The 16,346-nt window shown below is 57.3% G+C and carries 12 protein-coding genes; 7 read left to right on the top strand and 5 right to left on the bottom strand.

What is annotated here, in order from left to right; genetic code table 11:
- Positions 1–266: 266 nt before the first annotated feature.
- Both ACYZUC_RS12495 and ACYZUC_RS12490 read left to right on the top strand, forming a co-directional pair.
- Positions 267–2,228, top strand: coding sequence for a hypothetical protein (locus tag ACYZUC_RS12495; RefSeq protein WP_461996015.1), 1,962 nt, complete (start codon positions 267–269; stop codon positions 2,226–2,228).
- Between the two features lie 210 nt (positions 2,229–2,438).
- The gene (locus ACYZUC_RS12490) at positions 2,439–4,718 is read left to right on the top strand and encodes an autotransporter outer membrane beta-barrel domain-containing protein (protein ID WP_461996013.1); all 2,280 of its coding nucleotides are present in this window, start codon (positions 2,439–2,441) and stop codon (positions 4,716–4,718) included.
- A 64-nt stretch (positions 4,719–4,782) separates the two neighbouring features.
- Here ACYZUC_RS12490 and ACYZUC_RS12485 read toward each other — a convergent pair whose 3' ends face one another.
- From ACYZUC_RS12485 to ACYZUC_RS12475, 3 genes are all read right to left on the bottom strand, one after another.
- Positions 4,783–6,291, bottom strand: a complete 1,509-nt coding sequence (locus tag ACYZUC_RS12485; RefSeq protein ID WP_461996011.1) for a hypothetical protein — start codon at positions 6,289–6,291, stop codon at positions 4,783–4,785.
- Between the two features lie 149 nt (positions 6,292–6,440).
- Positions 6,441–6,827 carry a YbaN family protein gene (locus ACYZUC_RS12480; protein ID WP_008040608.1) on the bottom strand — a complete coding sequence of 129 codons (387 nt, stop codon included), beginning with the start codon at positions 6,825–6,827 and terminating at the stop codon, positions 6,441–6,443.
- Between the two features lie 10 nt (positions 6,828–6,837).
- On the bottom strand, positions 6,838–7,425 hold the full coding sequence (locus ACYZUC_RS12475; RefSeq protein WP_008040607.1) for a UPF0149 family protein: 588 nt from the start codon (positions 7,423–7,425) through the stop codon (positions 6,838–6,840).
- Positions 7,426–8,749: 1,324 nt separating this feature from the next.
- Between ACYZUC_RS12475 and recQ the strand changes: the two genes are divergently transcribed.
- From recQ to ACYZUC_RS12455, 4 genes are all read left to right on the top strand, one after another.
- Positions 8,750–10,876 (top strand): DNA helicase RecQ, encoded by a 2,127-nt coding sequence (gene recQ / locus ACYZUC_RS12470; RefSeq protein ID WP_461996008.1) that lies wholly within the window; start codon positions 8,750–8,752, stop codon positions 10,874–10,876.
- Positions 10,877–11,006: 130 nt separating this feature from the next.
- Entirely contained in the window at positions 11,007–11,441 is a 435-nt protein-coding gene (locus ACYZUC_RS12465; protein ID WP_008030423.1) for a MarR family transcriptional regulator, read from the top strand.
- 128 nt (positions 11,442–11,569) lie between these two features.
- On the top strand, positions 11,570–13,258 hold the full coding sequence (locus ACYZUC_RS12460; protein WP_461996006.1) for a FimV/HubP family polar landmark protein: 1,689 nt from the start codon (positions 11,570–11,572) through the stop codon (positions 13,256–13,258).
- Between the two features lie 45 nt (positions 13,259–13,303).
- Complete coding sequence (locus ACYZUC_RS12455) at positions 13,304–13,591, top strand: Rdx family protein (RefSeq protein WP_461996004.1); 288 nt, start codon at positions 13,304–13,306, stop codon at positions 13,589–13,591.
- Here the strand turns inward: ACYZUC_RS12455 and ACYZUC_RS12450 are convergent.
- Together ACYZUC_RS12450 and ACYZUC_RS12445 are read right to left on the bottom strand one after the other, a co-directional pair.
- Complete coding sequence (locus tag ACYZUC_RS12450; RefSeq protein ID WP_008043640.1) at positions 13,585–14,478, bottom strand: DMT family transporter; 894 nt, start codon at positions 14,476–14,478, stop codon at positions 13,585–13,587. The two genes, ACYZUC_RS12455 and ACYZUC_RS12450, sit on opposite strands and share 7 nt — an antisense overlap.
- 78 nt (positions 14,479–14,556) lie before the next feature.
- Positions 14,557–15,315 (bottom strand): helix-turn-helix transcriptional regulator, encoded by a 759-nt coding sequence (locus tag ACYZUC_RS12445; protein WP_461996001.1) that lies wholly within the window; start codon positions 15,313–15,315, stop codon positions 14,557–14,559.
- A gap of 135 nt (positions 15,316–15,450) precedes the next feature.
- Between ACYZUC_RS12445 and ACYZUC_RS12440 the strand changes: the two genes are divergently transcribed.
- Positions 15,451–16,266, top strand: a complete 816-nt coding sequence (locus ACYZUC_RS12440) for a UDP-2,3-diacylglucosamine diphosphatase (RefSeq protein WP_008030433.1) — start codon at positions 15,451–15,453, stop codon at positions 16,264–16,266.
- Positions 16,267–16,346 lie beyond the last annotated feature (80 nt).

Raw genomic sequence — 16,346 nt, 5'->3', positions numbered from 1 at the left:
ACCCGCCATCCCTGTGTAAGGGATGGCGGGTTTTTTGTTGTGCGTTGTTTAGGGAAGTGTCCGACCGGCGGTAGCAAAACCTGTGATTTCTGACAGTAGCCAGCGCTAGCGGCCTGTCTTTAAATCCAACCATGAGGTTGCAGGTTTTTAGTTGTAGCGAATGTTTGCAAAGCAGGTTGTTTATCGGCGCCTTGCAGTCGTTGGTCAGGCGCTGGGTCGTTATACCTAAGGGCAGGTAAAGCCCAGGCACTGAAAGGAACGATAATATGTCGAACTACATCAAGCTGACTCGACTGACGAAGGAACAGGAAAACGCACTGGCTTATCGAAAGTTGCGATTTTCAGCAGACCCAGTACCGGCTGCTCCGCCAAGACTACACTCGGATAACCCCTTCATGAACCATGAAGTCGATGACGATGTGAACCAGCTTCATTTCCAGTTTCAGGGTTTGCCACTTAAGGTCCAGATCGACCAGTTTGAACAGTCGCAGCAAACTAATCCTCCCATCGACGGGATCATTCAGTTTGTATGGAACGGGACTCTGCTGAATGAGCCAAGATATCGTTATAAAACCCCCGTTAACCCTGCTGATTTCCCTTTTAATTTGACGCTGCCTGCTGGATTGACAGATAAAGCCGGTAAGCACGAGTTGAAGTACCGTATTAATCATGGAGGTAATACCGGAGCTGTAGTCACTCCATTGACTGTCAATGTCGACAGGGAAGCACCTCCGCCCATTAAGCCGACGGCCCCGGTTACTGAAATTACCAAGGAGTACCTAGATCTTCACGGATATATAGAAGTGACAGCTCCGCTGACTCAAGCCAACAAAATTGGTGATGTCATCCGCTGTTGGTTTGGTTCACGTATAAACGATACCGTATTGGTCGGCACAAAGACTCTCGAAAGCCCGATTACTGCGCCGGTGTTCCGTTTAACCAAAGAGATGGTAGGCACGGAGGAAATCCCTAAAGCGCTTTGGACTGATCATACTGACCGTAAAGGCAATCGATCGGCGCAATCGGATCGTCTGCATCTTGACTTGGTTCTGACTGACCCTCCGGTGTTGGTACCACCCGTTGTTCCACTGTTCGATGACGACGGGGTCATCAGCTTGATTGACGCGCAGACCGTTACCGGCGTGGGAGTTTGCATCAAAGAACAGTATGTGGGTTTTGTGTCCGGTCGTGACTATATGCAAATTATCTGGGATGGCAAGGTACAACAGGAAAAGTTGATCACTGGTTTTCCAGTCTTTACTGACGTGCATTTTAGAGACGTCTACAACGGTGTTGCCTTTAAGGATGACGTCCCGGTAGGACTGCGGGTTCGGCGTGGTAACAAACACCACCCTGCTGCAGGCCCCATCGTTACACTTGTCAAAAAAGATTTGAGAAGGCCCGGCACCATAGACCCCGAAAAACCAGGGCCGCCGGACGAAAGTTTGCCTTTGGTGACGGCTAAAGGCGCCGTTACACCTGAGAAAAATGTGATACGTAAAGTTGACTCGACGGGGCCTGTGACAGTCACTGTACCTTTGTACGATGGGTCTAAAGCAGACGAAGAAGTACAGCTTTACTGGAACGGCGTAGAAGTTCCGGCATCCACCACGCCAAATGAAGGCGGGCGTTATGTCGTTCTCGGCACCGAACCCACCGGCTTTGAAATTACTTTCACGGTCCCATGGGCGTTAGTTGATGCATCAGGCAATGATATCGATACGCTGGTTCACTACATCGCCTTTGATGCAGTTGCGGATGGCTATGCTGTTTCTCTTCCGACAGAAGTTGATGTTCAAATTCATGATGTTGATGTGTCTGATCCGGTATTCCAGCATCTTGATGAGGACTTTGGTTATCTTAACTGTAATTCCGTTCGCAGAGTTCCGGTTGTCGGGTTGGCAATTATTGTCTTTATTCCACCGGATGCTCAACTGGCGGATCAAGATATCGAGCTTGTTTATCAGGCGTATTCAGATGCCGCTGGTATTACTCCAATCGTTGGTGTGACCGACAAGGTTAATTACAGAGTCAGTGCGCGGGAGTCCATCGATGGCGCCTATATCAATTTTCCATTCGCCGTCTTCGATCAGACTGGCAGTGCCTTTGGTGCAGTTGAATACACTGTGACGCTAGGGGGAGTTCCAACAACGTCCGATAGGCATTTGGTTCAGGTGCATATGAAGGAGGGTGAAGGCGGGTCATGTGTTGTCCCTCCGTTGGAATAACTGAAATGGAGGCGCTTTATGCGCCTCCTTTTTTACGGCGTATTTTTAGTTTTATTTTATTGAGTTCTCTGGTTTGACGCGGGGTGATTTCCTCATGCTCAGAGAGATTAATCCTACATTTTTCTGTAAGACGAGCCGGTATCGTGCGCACCTCTCGACGTCACCCGCAATTCGATGAGGTTGACGAACTGACGAACAGGACGCACGAACATGACTTTTAAAAGTATCAGGCCGCGCACAGTCGCAGGCACAGGCTCATTCAAGAAGCTGGCAATACTTCCAGCATTTTTTTTCGTAAATTCGTCGCTATTTGCTGCTGATATTATCGATAACGGCACCATTAAGGATATCGATACGGGAACCCCCGTTACTGATTACCTTGTTCGCAATAACAGTACCTTGAATGTGGCAGGTAGTACCACCAAGAGTATTTTCGTAGAAACCGGATCTACGCTAAATATCAACGGTGGGACCATTAATGCCGACACTGGCATTGAAGGTATATCGATTACCAACAGCAGTGCGACCATTAACTCCACCAAGGTATTCAGCGACACCGTCGGCCTGGTGGTCAATCGGGTCAACAACTCGTTACAAGGCTCGGTTGTCTCTGCCACAAACAGTGAGTTCCATGGCGGTGAACTAGGCGCCAGGGTGACTGGCTTCAGCACCCTTACCCTGTTCAATACGAGCTTGACGGGAACCGACGTCGGCAGTGTTGGCTTGAACGTGCGCGGTGGTGAAGTACTCGCATCGGCCGATTCTCGTATTAGCGGTGACAGGGCTGGCGTGATAATGGACAGGGACCCTGCCGGCGTCGGCGCTAACACATTGGTGCTGGATAACTCGACAGCTGAAGGGCGCAATGGAGCGGCCATTGTTGTGGAGCAGGGCATCAACGCCACCATCGAGGTGTTGAACAACTCCACGCTGATTGGCGGAAACGGCAATGTACTTCAAGTAGAAGGCGCCTCGACGGCGAGCATGCGGGTTGCGAACAGCACCTTGCAAGGCAATGTGCAAGTGACTGGCAATAGCACCGCCAATCTCACCTTCAATAGCGCTTCGATGGTAGGCGATATCCTGCGCGAGAACGGCTCGACGGCCAATGTCACCTTGAACAATCGCTCATCGTTCACCGGACGCCTGAACAACAGCAACCTGAGCCTTAACAGCGGTTCGAACCTGACCATGGTTGGCGATGACCGCATCGGTACCCTGACGTTGAGCAACAGCACGGTTAATTTCGGTGCGCCTGGCGCGCAACGTGCGAATCGTCAACTTGAAGTGGGTACGCTCAATGGCAGCGGCATCATTGCCATGCAGGGCAACTTCCAGACCGGTGAAAGTGACTTGCTGAAAGCCGGTGCGGCCACTGGCAGCTATGAATTGGCCGTCAACGCTTCGGGCAAGGACGCGACGGCTCCTCGACAATTGACGCTGGTGCAAATCGGCAATAACCAGGCAGATTTCGCGCTGTTGGGTGGCCGGGTCGATGTGGGGACATGGCAATACGATTTAGCCGAAAGAACCAATGCCTCCGGCGAAGCGGAGTATTACCTGAACCCTACCACCCGGCTCAGTTCAGGTGCTCAATCGGTGGTGGCATTGTTTCGAACAGCCCTTACCGTGTCCTATGGCGAGTTGAAGTCGCTGGAAAACCGCATGGGCGAGTTGCAGGCGGACGACAAGCGCCATGGCCTGTGGGTACGAGCTTATGGCAACAAGTGGAACGTTGACGATGGTTCGACGGGTGTGGGTTATCGTCAACAGCAGCAGGGTTTCACCCTGGGCGCCGATACCCGACTGGGTGACAGTCCGTGGACTGTCGGTATGCTGGCGGGTTACAGCAAGTCCGATCTGAATCTCAACGGCGGCACTTCGGCCACGGTTGACAGCTACTACTTCGGCCCCTATTTCGGCTGGCTGAATCAGGACAATGGCTACTTCGTTGATGGCGCCCTGAAGTTCAACCATTTTCGTAACGAGTCCAAAGTCGGTATGAGCGATGGCAAACGTGCCGAAGGCGATTACAACAACTCGGCTGTGAGTGCGATGGTAGAAGGCGGCCGCCATATTGATCTGGGGGATGGCTGGTTTGCCAAACCTTCTGTTCAGGTATCCGCTGCAATCATCCAGGGAGAAAGCTATTACTTGGACAATGGCATGAGCGCTGAAGGTGACGACACGCATTCGTTGCGCACGAAGCTGGGCGTCATGGCGGGTCGAAGCATCAACCTGGGCGATACTCAGGTGCGTCCATACGGGCGTGTGGCGGTGGTTCATGAATTTGCATCGAACGACGACAACGTGCGGGTCAATGGAAACTCGATCAATAACAACCTGTCGGGCAGCGGTTTCGAAGTCGGTGCCGGGGTGATGGTTTCAGTGTCTGAGAGGCTGCACCTTGGTGTCGGTGTCGATTATGCCAAGGGTAAAAATATCGAACAGCCCGTGGCTGCCACTTTCAGTGCGAACTATCAGTTTTAAAAGTGTGAGACGAAAAAAAACCGCTAAAAGCGGTTTTTTTTTGCACTGCCGGCAATGGATTTTGCTAACTGTCGGTAGAGCCGTTCGCCGAAACCCGCGTGAACCTTACTTTATTCGATTCGGCGTTATGATCGTCGGAAGCAACGGCACTGACCTCATAGGCTCTGCCTACTGTCAATCCGGTGAGAAGTGTCGCCCAATTTCCATCCTCGTTGGCCGACTCTGCTTTCGGGTCGACGGTCCCGTTGACCTTGAGGTTGACCGACGATAGCGGGTTGGTTTTGCCGCCGACTCTTACATAACTGGAGGTGGTGTTACCGTTATCGATAATTTCCTCTTTGGCATCATGCACTTGGGTTTCGCGTGGCGCGATGGATTTTCTGACCTCAAACGAGTACGGGCCAGACTCACCGCCATCGGGGTATTTTGCCTTGGCAACAAGGAGATAATCCCCGAGTGACAGCGGGCCGATGGATACTGCGTAGCCGTCAGCTCCGATTTGCCCCTCACCTAAAGAGTCGTTGCCGTTGAAGATCTCGACGTACTCGCCTGCTTCGCCTTCGCCTTTGGCAATCAGGTTGCTCTCATAGGTGAAACCACCGTCATCGACGGTTTTTCCATGGGTGTCAGTCACGGTGTCCAGCGTTACAAGATCCGCCCCTTTAACGGTAAAGGTTCTGGGCGTAGGGGTCACCTCCCCGTCACCATATAGTTTTTTAGCTTTCAGGCTGTGCACGCCTGGGTCCAGTTTGATTTTGATTTCCCACTCTCCGTTACCCTTGGCGGTCGCCGGCGGAAATCCTTCTGGATCGTCGTGGTCGAGGAGTTGAACATCCTTGCCTGGCCTGCACTTGCCCACGACGGTGAGGTTTTGGTCAGAGGTAGTGTCGCCTTCGTTGACAGGATTGCCGTTCGAGTCACCGACAGCATCGAGAGACAAGCCGATGTCCGCTGCAACGTTGAAGCTTCGTGGCTCGGATGATTTACCTTCGCCGTAGAGTGCCTTGACGGTGATGGTGTAGGAGGTGCCTACCAGCAGATTCTTGAGTTCAAGTGTGTAAACGCCAACTGAATTAACCGGCGCCTCTTCAAGTGGTGTGCTGCCATTGAACGCCTGAACTTTCTGGTTCGGGAGGGCTTTACCTGTGACTTTCACCGATGGGGAGTAGGTCGTTTCGCCTTCATCAATCGTTCCCTCGTCATCTTCTATGGACTCGATGATGGGTGCGTCGGCGACCACGGTGAAGGTTCGAGGGGGGCTGGAAACAGGCTTATTGCCGTAATTACCCATGGCAATCAGGTTGTATTTTTTGACTTCGTTGACCTCGACCAACCCGGTCTTCCAACCGCCGTTCACGTCGCTTTGGGCGGATGCCAATGTATTGAAGCCGTCCCTTACCAGAATCGGCTTGTCCGGCTCAGCGGTTCCACTGACCGTGAAGAAGGTGTCGGAGGTCGTGCCGTTTTGACGAACAAGGTCCCCGTTGGAGTCCCTGACTTCTTTGATACTCAATGTCAAATCTGTTTCCTCGGGCGCAATGCCCGACGGAACGTTCGGTTGTCTGGCTGTCATGGTGATGGACTCCGGTCCTGGGGTGAGTGCCGGATTGATTTAATGCGTGAAGCATCAGCATTGACTACTGTCAGAAATAACAGTTGTGGGAGGGTTTCCGATAAGCGGTTGGAGTGACAGCCAGCATCACATCGCAACGGCCCGGATTTTCAGAGTGTTTTTTGCCGAAGAATATATACCGTCACCAGCACCGCACTGGTCAGCATGAACCCGCGTGCCCACGGCAGGGGCACCAGGTAGCAGGACAACAGAATACTCGCCCACATCAGGCCGATGGCGTAGACCTTGCCCTTGAGTGGAATGCCGTTGCCGTCGAGGTAGTCGCGAATCCACGGACCCAGCCGTGGATGCTCCACCAGCCAGTTGTAAAAACGCGGCGAACTGCGGGCGAAGCAGGCGGCCGCCAGCAGCAGGAAAGGCGTGGTGGGCAATACCGGGAGGAAAATCCCGATCACCCCCAGCGCTACGCTCAGCCAGCCGATGGCCAGCAGCCCGTAACGCAACATCAGGGAGCGGTTGCCTATGGGGTTGTCCATAGGCAAAACCTTAGTGGTGACGTGGCTTGAGGATCGCCGGTTTTTCGTCTGGCGCGTTGCACAGCAGGTACAGCGCGGTCAGGGCTTCCGGGATCTGCACGATCATGTCGTCCATCAGGTTGGCGTCGGCGGCGATGTCGGAGAACTCAGGCTGTTCATCGAACAGACCCGAACCGACCATGATCGGCAGCAGCATTTCGCTGACTTCGTCTTCGGCTGTTTCGAACCAGGCCGCTTCGCGCAGGAACACGCCTTCCATGAAGCCGATGCACCAGCCACGCAGGTCGGAATCGTCCGGGTCTTCGCCAAGGTCCAGTTCGCACGGCAGCTCGAACTCTTCATCGGACGCCAGTTGGCGGGCGATGTGAGCCTTGAGGGCCAGCAGGGTGGATTCGATGGCTTCACGCTCGGTGTCGTCGGCGTAATGCGGCTCTTCGGCGAAGAGGGCGTCGATCCATTCACGGTCGGGAACGCTTTCGGAACAGATCGACAGCGCGGTGAGGTAGCCGTGGGCGGCCACGTAGTCCAGCGCCTCGTCATGCAGTTCATCGGCGTCGAGGAAGACTTGCAGGCGGGTTAGTTGCTCAGCGAAGGACATTAAAGGGCTACCTTGGGAATTAACAGATGCGGGAATTCTAGGCCTTCTTGAGCACTCAGGCCAGCCGCGCGGCATATTTGCACAGAACACCGCATTCCTTGTAGGAGCGAGACCGGCTTGCCGGCGATGGCGGCCTGACAGCCGACCATTTTCGTTCAGGTGTACATATCCGTTGCTGCGGTCACGGCGGCTATTGGTTTCGCCCTTACGGCGAGTCACTTGGAAGAGCCCCAAGTAACCAAGGGCTCTTTCCCCTTTCGTTCGGTGGCTCGCTAATGCTCGCCATGCCCTCGCTCCGGTCCTGCTCCGTGGGCCCGCCGCCATCGGCCATCCATGGCCGGGGGCGGCTAACCCGGCATCCATGCCGGGTTGCCCACTGCGCAGAACCTGCGCTCGGCCTCTCGAGGGGGCGCTCAGATCAAAAGCGGAAGGCGAGCTAACGCTCGGCCTGATGAGTGGTGGAAATCAAAAGCAAACGCGATTCCCTGTAGGAGCGAGGCTTGCCCGCGAAAAACGACCGGACAACGCGTTCATTCAGACAGCCCGCGTTATCGTTGGCGTCCATCGCCGGCAAGCCAGCTCCTACAATTTTTAATCGTGTGAACCCAATCCTCGTGTAGGAGCCGGCTTGCTGGCGATAGCGGTGTGTCAGTCGACGCATTTATCGCTTGAACAGACGCTATCGCCAGCAAGCCGGCTCCTACAGGGGATTGGTGTACATGTCCGGAATGAGTGAACACAGCAGAGAAGGACAACGGGGACAACTGAAGAGCCAGGTCGGCCCGCAGGCCGCCTCGGCGGCTGTGGCGGTGGTCGCCCCCTCGAGAGGCCGAGTGGAGGTTCTGCGCAGTGGGCAACCCGGCATGGATGCCGGGTTAGCCGCCCCCGGCCAGGGATGGCCGATGGCGGCGGGCCCACGGAGCAGGACCGGAGCGAGGGGACCCTGAGCTTTAGCGAAGGGCCGAACGAAAGGGGCAAGAGCGCTTGGTTACTTGGCGCTTTTCCAAGTGACTCGCCGTAAGGGCGAAACCAATAGCAGCCGTTACCGCAGAAACGGATATGTACACAACCCAATACCCCGAGCCTGAAAACCCCGGATCGCGGTGCAACATGAAATATCCCACGGACTTTACATCGTGATCCTCTTCTAAGCGGCGCCCTTTGCAAGGAAGCCCTCGGGTATACTCCCGCGTTTTGTGATGCCCTGCTGGCGTCGCGGCTGAAATGTGAAGCGTCATGCAATGCGCACTTACGATTTGTCAGTGCAGCCTGCGTGGTTCTGAACCAGCCTTGCAGGGATGTTTCGGTGATTTTTGGAGTTTTTATGCTCGAACAGGCTCAACGCGTCCTCAAGGACATCTTCGGCTACGACAGTTTCCGTGGCCGTCAGGGTGCAATCATTGAGCGCGTGGCCAGTGGCGGCGACGCCCTGGTGCTGATGCCTACCGGTGGCGGTAAATCCCTGTGCTTCCAGGTGCCGGCGCTGTTGCGCGAAGGGCTGGCGGTGGTGGTGTCGCCGCTGATCGCGCTGATGGACGACCAGGTCGCAACCCTCGAAGAACTGGGCGTCGCCGCCGCTGCGTTGAACTCCACGCTAAGCGCCGAGCAGCAGCGGGATCTCGCCGCGCGGATCAAGCGCGGTGAAGTGAAGATGCTCTACCTCGCGCCGGAACGCTTGGTCCAGCCACGCATGCTGGCCTTCCTGCAAAGCCTTGAAATTGCCCTGTTCGCCATCGACGAAGCCCACTGCGTGTCCCAATGGGGCCACGACTTCCGCCGCGAGTATCTGCAACTGGGCCAGTTGGCGGAACTGTTTCCCAATGTTCCACGCATCGCCCTGACCGCGACGGCGGACAAGCGTACACGCGAAGAAATTGTCGATCGTTTGCACTTGCAGGATGCCGAGCGCTTCCTCTCCAGTTTCGACCGCCCGAACATTTTTTACCGCATCGTGCCCAAGGAACAGCCGCGCAAGCAGTTGTTGGCGTTCCTCGCGGAGCGACGCAGCGATGCCGGCATTGTCTATTGCCTGTCACGCAAGAAAGTCGACGAAGTGGCGGTGTTCCTCAGCGAGCAGGGTTTCCCGGCGCTGCCGTACCACGCCGGCCTGCCTAACGAAACACGAGCGCTGCATCAGAAGCGCTTCCTCAACGAGGAAGGCCTGATCATGGTTGCCACCGTGGCGTTCGGCATGGGCATCGACAAACCCAACGTACGTTTTGTTGCTCACCTCGATTTGCCGAAATCCCTTGAGGCTTACTATCAGGAAACCGGTCGCGGTGGCCGTGACGGTCTGCCGGCGGATGCCTGGATGGCTTACGGCCTGCAAGACGTAGTGATGCTCAAGCAGATGTTGCAGAACTCCGAAGGTGACGAGCGCCACAAGCGTCTGGAGCAGCACAAGCTCGACGCCATGCTCTCGCTCTGCGAAGAAACCCGCTGCCGTCGTCAAACCTTGCTGGCCTACTTCGACGAAGACATGCCCGAGCCCTGCGGTCACTGCGACAACTGCGTTGACGGCGTGCAGACCTGGGACGCTACCGAACCGGCCCGTCAGGCGCTCTCGGCGATTTATCGCACCGGCCAGCGTTACGGCGTCGGGCATCTGGTGGATGTGTTGCTGGGCAAGGACAACGAAAAGGTCCGCAGCTTCGGCCATCAGCACTTGTCGGTATACGGTGTCGGCAAGGCGATGGGCGAGAGTGAGTGGCGCTCCCTGTTTCGCCAATTGGTGGCTCGCGGTCTGGCCGACATCGATCTCGAAGGCTATGGCGGCCTGCGCCTGAGTGACACCTGCCGACCGCTACTCAAGGGCGAAGTGACCCTGGAACTGCGTCGCGACCTCAAGCCGCAAACCACGGCGAAAAGCAGCAAGAGCCAAGCGAGCCAACTGGTTCGCGGCGAAGAACGCGAACAGTGGGAAGCCTTGCGCGCCTTGCGCCGCAAGCTCGCCGAGGAGCATGGGGTGCCGCCGTACGTCATCTTCCCCGACTCGACCTTGCTGGAAATGCTCCGCAGCCAGCCGACCTCGCTGTCGGAAATGGCCACGGTCAGCGGTGTCGGTGCGCGCAAACTGGAGCGTTATGGCGAGGCCTTCCTCGAAGTCCTCGGCGGCCAGGTCGAGGCACCAAAAGTGGTGGCCGACGTTCGCCACGAATTGATAACGCTCGCGCGGGCCGGCATGACGCCGCTGCAAATCGCCGGTCAGCTGCAGTGTTCGGAAAAGAATGTCTACACCATGCTCGCCGAGGCCATTGGCAAGCAGCAGTTGTCGCTGGAACAGGCGCTGGATCTGCCCGAAGACTTGATGGGGGAAGTGCAGGACGCGTTCCTCGACGGCGAGGGTGAGTTGCCGCCGGTGGCGGAGATTGCTGCGCTGTTCGCCGGTCGTGTGCCGGAAGGTGTTTTGTACTGCGTACGTGCCGCACTGCAATCGGAATTCGAGATCTGACGCTCAAATCCTGAAACGGTTGTATTGATGTAACGATTCAGTACAGAGCAAACCTTGCCTCCAGCCGAGGGTCATGCTTAGCTGACTAATAATTAGTATTTCTCTATTTCAGTCTAACCATGAGTGTTTTATGCCGTTAACCGATCAACACCGCTTTGGCATGCAATTGGCCCAGATGTCGCGCGGCTGGCGTGCCGAACTGGACCGCCGTCTGGCCGGCCTGGGTTTGTCTCAGGCGCGCTGGCTGGTGCTGTTGCACCTCGCACGTTTTGACGACGCCCCGACCCAACGTGAATTGGCGCAAAGCGTCGGCGTCGAAGGGCCTACCTTGGCACGACTGCTCGACAGCCTGGAAAGCCAGGGCCTGGTTCAGCGCCAGGCAGTGCTGGAAGATCGCCGGGCAAAAAAAATCGTCCTCTGTGCACCGGCCCTTCCCCTGATCGAACAAATTGAAACCATTGCCACTCAACTGCGCCACGAGTTGTTCGACGGCGTCGATGAGGCGGATTTGAAGGTCTGCATGCGAGTTCACGGGCACATTCTGGCCAACCTGGAAAAATCTTGAGGCATAAGCAAGCGCCGGCTTTTTGAGATACCCCGTTGGGCAGACTATAAAGAACTACCAGGCAATATCGTGTTCGTAACGGATGTGCGAACACGCACTGGTTGGTTCTGGTTATCTAAGGGATGCTCATGCTCGAGAGTTGGCACGTTGTATTGCGGTGTTTCGCCAGGCTGCTGCTGGCCGGTGGGGCTGTCACCTACTCGGCATGGGCGCCTGCACTGGGCCTGGGTGAGATCACCCTGCATTCGGCGCTCAATCAACCATTGCGTGCCGACATCGCCCTGGTGGATGCCGCCGGTCTGGAGGAGGGCGAGCTGTCGGTCAGCCTGGCGACGGCAGACGAGTTCAGCCGTGCCGGTGTCGAACGGCTTTTCTTTCTCAATGACCTGAAGTTCACACCGATCCTGCGGGGCAACCGCAGCCTGATCCGGGTGAGCTCCAACAAAGCGGTCAACGAACCCTTCCTGAATTTTCTCGTGCAGCTGAATCAGCCGAACGGCCGTGTGCTGCGCGAATACACCGTGCTGATCGATCCTCCGGGAACGCCGGGGATTACTCCGGTCACTGACGAACCCGCTGCCAGTTCACCGAACTCTCCATTCCCGAGCGTTACACCTGCCGTTGCGCCTCCACCCGCGACGAAGAAAACCGCCCAGACGAAGGTTGAGCCACCGGCCGCTGTACCGGTGATTGATCCTGTCGCAGAACAGCTGGCTGCCAGCGTGCTGCAAAATCAGCAGCTGCAAAAAACCGTCGATGAGTTGAATGCGAAGCTGCAGGCTCAGGACGAACAGATCGCCGGCCAAAAAAAACAGATCATCGAATTGCAAACCCGCCTGGCGGAGGTCCAGCAAGCGCCGCCGGTCACGCCGCAAGCCGTGGCGCCCGCCCCGGTCGTGGCACAAGAGCCCGAGGCGTTCAACTGGCCGCTGATTATCGGGTTGCTGGTGCTGCTGGGGCTGGTGCTGGGGCTGATAGTTCGTCGGCAACGACAGCAGATTCAGGCATTGCCCGAAGATCTCCCGGTTTTACCGTCACGGCATGAGCCGGTGCTTGATCGAGCCGTAGCGCCGGTTGTGAAGGCCACCCCTGTCCATCATGAAGAAACGCCATCTGGCGATGTGCTGGAGGGTGTGGGCATTTACCTGACGTATGGCCGTTTTTCCGAAGCGGCGGCGTTGTTGCGAGAAGCCCTGGTCAAGGAACCACAACGAACGGATCTGGCGGTGCAACTGCTGGAAGTCCTCGGTAAGCAAGGGGATGTGCCAGCCTATGATGTGCAGGAGAGCAGCTTGCGAGACGCCGGGTTCGATTCCCGGCAACTTCAGGAAATCCGTTCCCGCTACCCGAAGCTGAACAGCGCGGTGCCCGAGGCTGCGACCAGCGTTATCACGACACCGGTAAAATCCGAAGAAGCGCCGGGCGATGAGTTCCAGTTGAACCTGGATGACCTGTCGATGGATTCGAGTTGGGACCTGGTCAGTCCATTCGAAAACCCTAAGCCCTCGGACGAATCGCCCAAACCCGAAGAACCGATCCTGGGCGAGCCCGAGCTGGAATGGATCGCCGAACCGGACTCACAGTCTCTGGACGACGATTTTCTCAACGAATTCGCTGATGCAGGTCAATCGCTTGAGCTTGAACCGCTGAGACCGGAACCGGGGGCACCGACCAACGCAGGCAAACTGGAACAGGCTCAGACCTGCATCGATGATGGCGATCTGGACAGCGCCATCGAACTGCTGAACGAGTTGCTCAAGGACGGTGATGAGCCACTCAAACAGACTGCGCGGACGTTGTTGGCCGGTATCCGCTGAGGCTCTATCATGGCGGTGCCCCTTGGCTCAGGAGTTTCGCCCGTCATGACAGCGCTTAAACCGGAAATCGTCATCACTTACTGCACGCAATGCCAATGGCTGTTGCGTGCGGCGTGGTTGGCGCAAGAACTGCTCAGTACCTTTGGCGACGATTTGGGCAAGGTGTCGCTGGTGCCTGGCACCGGTGGCGTGTTCCACATTTTCTGTAACGATGTACAGATCTGGGAGCGCAAGGCTGACGGCGGTTTTCCGGAGGCCAAGGTACTCAAGCAGCGGGTCCGCGATCAGATTGATCCGGACCGCGACCTGGGACACAACGACCGCACTCAGTGAGACGCGGCTTCGGCAGCGACCGCTTTCTTGCTTGAACCGCCGGAGAGCCTGCTGGATACGACAATCGCGACGATGATCAACGCGCCGCCGATCAGCATGCGCAGCGTCGGGTTTTCATTGAACAACAACCACGCCATGGTGATGCCGTACACCGGCTCCAGCGCAAATACCACGGCGGCGGTTCGTGCCTTGATCACCGCGAGGCTGGCGACGAACAGACTGTGAGCGACGCCGGTGCAGAATATCCCCAGCAGGCCGATCCACAGCCAGTCAATGGTGCGCACTTCGCTCAGTTGCGGTGCCGCCACCGGTAGCAAACACAACGCGACCACTACGTTCTGACACAGCGCAGCCTGCACCGGCGGGATTCGTCCGGAACTGGCGCGGTTGGTCAGCGACAGCAACGCGAACAGCAGGCCTGAACCTACCGCCCACAACAGTCCGGTGGTGGCGCCGCTGGCCAGGTCGAAGTCTGGCGTGACCAGCACCAGCCCGACACTCACCAGCACCACCAGCAGGATCTCGTTGGCGCGAATCCGCTCGCGGAAGATCAACCCTTCCAGGATCACGGTGAACGCCGGGAAACTGGCGAAACCGAGGGTCGCGATCGCCACGCCCGCCACCTTCACCGCAATGAAGAAACTCACCCAGTGCCCGGCCAGCAACAAACCGCTGAGCAGCAGTCGGCGCCAGTCCACGGCGTCGAGTTTTTGCCAGCGGGTGTGGCTGGCGAATCGCGCGAAAAGGGCCAGGGCGAGCACGGCAAAGGCCGCACGACCGAAGACGATAACGGCGGGGGAGGCGGCGGCGAGTTTGCCGAACACACCGGTCAGGCCAAACATCAATGCGCCGATATGCAGTGCGCCCAGGGCGGTACGGGGAGTCATTGCGATCCTTGATAAACATAACCAACAGAGGTGCAGTCTAGAGGGCTGTCGGCGTGCCTGTCTGTCGTCAGGCTCGCATCATTTGTCGCCAGCCTCGCGCCGCAATTTGCCGGGTGAGACACCAAACTCCCGCAGCACCGCCGCTGAAAATGCACTTTGAGAGCTGTAGCCGACCCGACTCGCAATCTCGCCAACGGGCAATGCTGAATCGCGCAACATACTCACGGCCATGTGCAAGCGACGGCTACGGATGTAGTCCATCGGCGTCTGCCCGCATTCAGCGACAAATCGCGCATGCAACCGAGCGCTGGACAGCCCTGCAATGCGCGCCAGATCGGCCACTTGCAACGGATAGGCCGCGTATTGATCGATGTGCGCATTCAATGCGGCGTACGGCAGACGCCGACCGCCCACCACTTCGCTTTTGGCATTGTTGAGGCTGGCCAGCAACAGCACCGCGCCTTGTTGCGCGATCAGCGGGTCGCTGACCTGACTGCCCGCCAGCCAACTGACCAATTGGCTTTGTCCGGCATCCAGCGGCAGGCGCCCGGCGTTGTCGAGCAAGCGGCGGCTGGCATCGGCGTGCTCGCCAAGGGACTGAACCACCCATTGATCGCTCGGCACATCCAGCACCAGGCAGCGGCTGCCATTGGCGCTGCCGCACGCATGATGGAAGCCGGACGGGACGACCACGAAACTCTGCTGAACCACCTGGCTGCCATGCCCGTCGACCTCGAAATCCAGCGCACCCGACAACCCGAACACCAGTTGCGCGTGGTCGTGGCTGTGGACGATCAGGTCGTGAGTGTATTGGCGGAGCGTGAGGATCGGTCTCATCGCAGGTCTCCCGATTAAGGCCGCCAGTTTACACCGCGGGCACTCATGTGCGTTGTCACAGGACTGACTTGTCCCTGTCATGGGCAATTAACCCGACCGGCGCAAGCTTGCGCAAACAATCGCAGAGGGTTGCCCATGACCAGCGCCGAACTCGCCAAACCCAGTCGTAAGCAACGTGTTCGGACCTTGTGGATTTCCGATGTGCATCTGGGCACCCGGGATTGCCAGGCCGAGCACTTGTCGCAGTTTCTCAAGGGCTACCACGCGGACAAGATCTACCTGGTCGGCGACATCATCGATGGCTGGAAGCTGCGCGGCGGCATGTACTGGCCTCAGGCACACACCAACGTGATCCGTCGTCTGTTGACCATGAGCAAGCGCGGTACCGAGGTGATTTATGTCACCGGCAACCACGACGAATTCCTGCGCCGTTACTCGAAGCTGATTCTGGGCAACATTCAGTTGGTGGATGAAGCCGTGCACGTGACCGCCGACGGCCGTCATTTGCTGGTGATTCACGGCGACCAGTTTGACGTGATCACCCGCTATCACCGCTGGCTGGCGTTCCTCGGCGACTCGGCCTACGAATTCACCCTGACCCTCAACCGCTGGCTCAACCATTGGCGCGCCCGGTATGGCTACGGCTACTGGTCACTGTCGGCGTACCTCAAGCACAAAGTGAAAACCGCGGTCAGCTTCATCAGCGACTTCGAAGAAGCCATCGCCCACGAATGCGTCAAACGCGAATTGCACGGCGTGGTGTGCGGGCACATTCACCATGCCGAGATTCGCAAGGTCGGCGAGGTGGATTACCTCAATTGCGGGGATTGGGTGGAGTCGTGTACGGCGCTGATCGAACATTGGGATGGCTCGATCGAGTTGTATCGATTGGCGGATGCCCAGGCGCGGGAGGCGGAGTTGAAGGCAATTAAAGTCGCGGAGCCCGCGTAGGCAGGTCAGACACCTTCGCGGGCAAGCCTCGCTCCTACAGGTTTGCGCGAACCTTGTAGGAGCGAGGCTTGCCCGCGAAG

It is taken from the genome of Pseudomonas sp. GT1P32 (genome assembly GCF_054897805.1).
Note: the sequence above shows the minus strand (reverse complement) of the source record. Positions and strands in the feature narration are given on the sequence as shown.

Bases quoted from the DNA above. Each gene is read 5' to 3' on its own strand.
- ACYZUC_RS12495 (WP_461996015.1), top strand. From the start codon at position 267: ATGTCGAACTACATCAAGCTGACTCGACTGACGAAGGAACAGGAAAAC.
- ACYZUC_RS12490 (WP_461996013.1), top strand. From the start codon at position 2,439: ATGACTTTTAAAAGTATCAGGCCGCGCACAGTCGCAGGCACAGGCTCA.
- ACYZUC_RS12485 (WP_461996011.1), bottom strand. From the start codon at position 6,291: ATGACAGCCAGACAACCGAACGTTCCGTCGGGCATTGCGCCCGAGGAA.
- ACYZUC_RS12480 (WP_008040608.1), bottom strand. From the start codon at position 6,827: ATGGACAACCCCATAGGCAACCGCTCCCTGATGTTGCGTTACGGGCTG.
- ACYZUC_RS12475 (WP_008040607.1), bottom strand. From the start codon at position 7,425: ATGTCCTTCGCTGAGCAACTAACCCGCCTGCAAGTCTTCCTCGACGCC.
- recQ (WP_461996008.1), top strand. From the start codon at position 8,750: ATGCTCGAACAGGCTCAACGCGTCCTCAAGGACATCTTCGGCTACGAC.
- ACYZUC_RS12465 (WP_008030423.1), top strand. From the start codon at position 11,007: ATGCCGTTAACCGATCAACACCGCTTTGGCATGCAATTGGCCCAGATG.
- ACYZUC_RS12460 (WP_461996006.1), top strand. From the start codon at position 11,570: ATGCTCGAGAGTTGGCACGTTGTATTGCGGTGTTTCGCCAGGCTGCTG.
- ACYZUC_RS12455 (WP_461996004.1), top strand. From the start codon at position 13,304: ATGACAGCGCTTAAACCGGAAATCGTCATCACTTACTGCACGCAATGC.
- ACYZUC_RS12450 (WP_008043640.1), bottom strand. From the start codon at position 14,478: ATGACTCCCCGTACCGCCCTGGGCGCACTGCATATCGGCGCATTGATG.
- ACYZUC_RS12445 (WP_461996001.1), bottom strand. From the start codon at position 15,315: ATGAGACCGATCCTCACGCTCCGCCAATACACTCACGACCTGATCGTC.
- ACYZUC_RS12440 (WP_008030433.1), top strand. From the start codon at position 15,451: ATGACCAGCGCCGAACTCGCCAAACCCAGTCGTAAGCAACGTGTTCGG.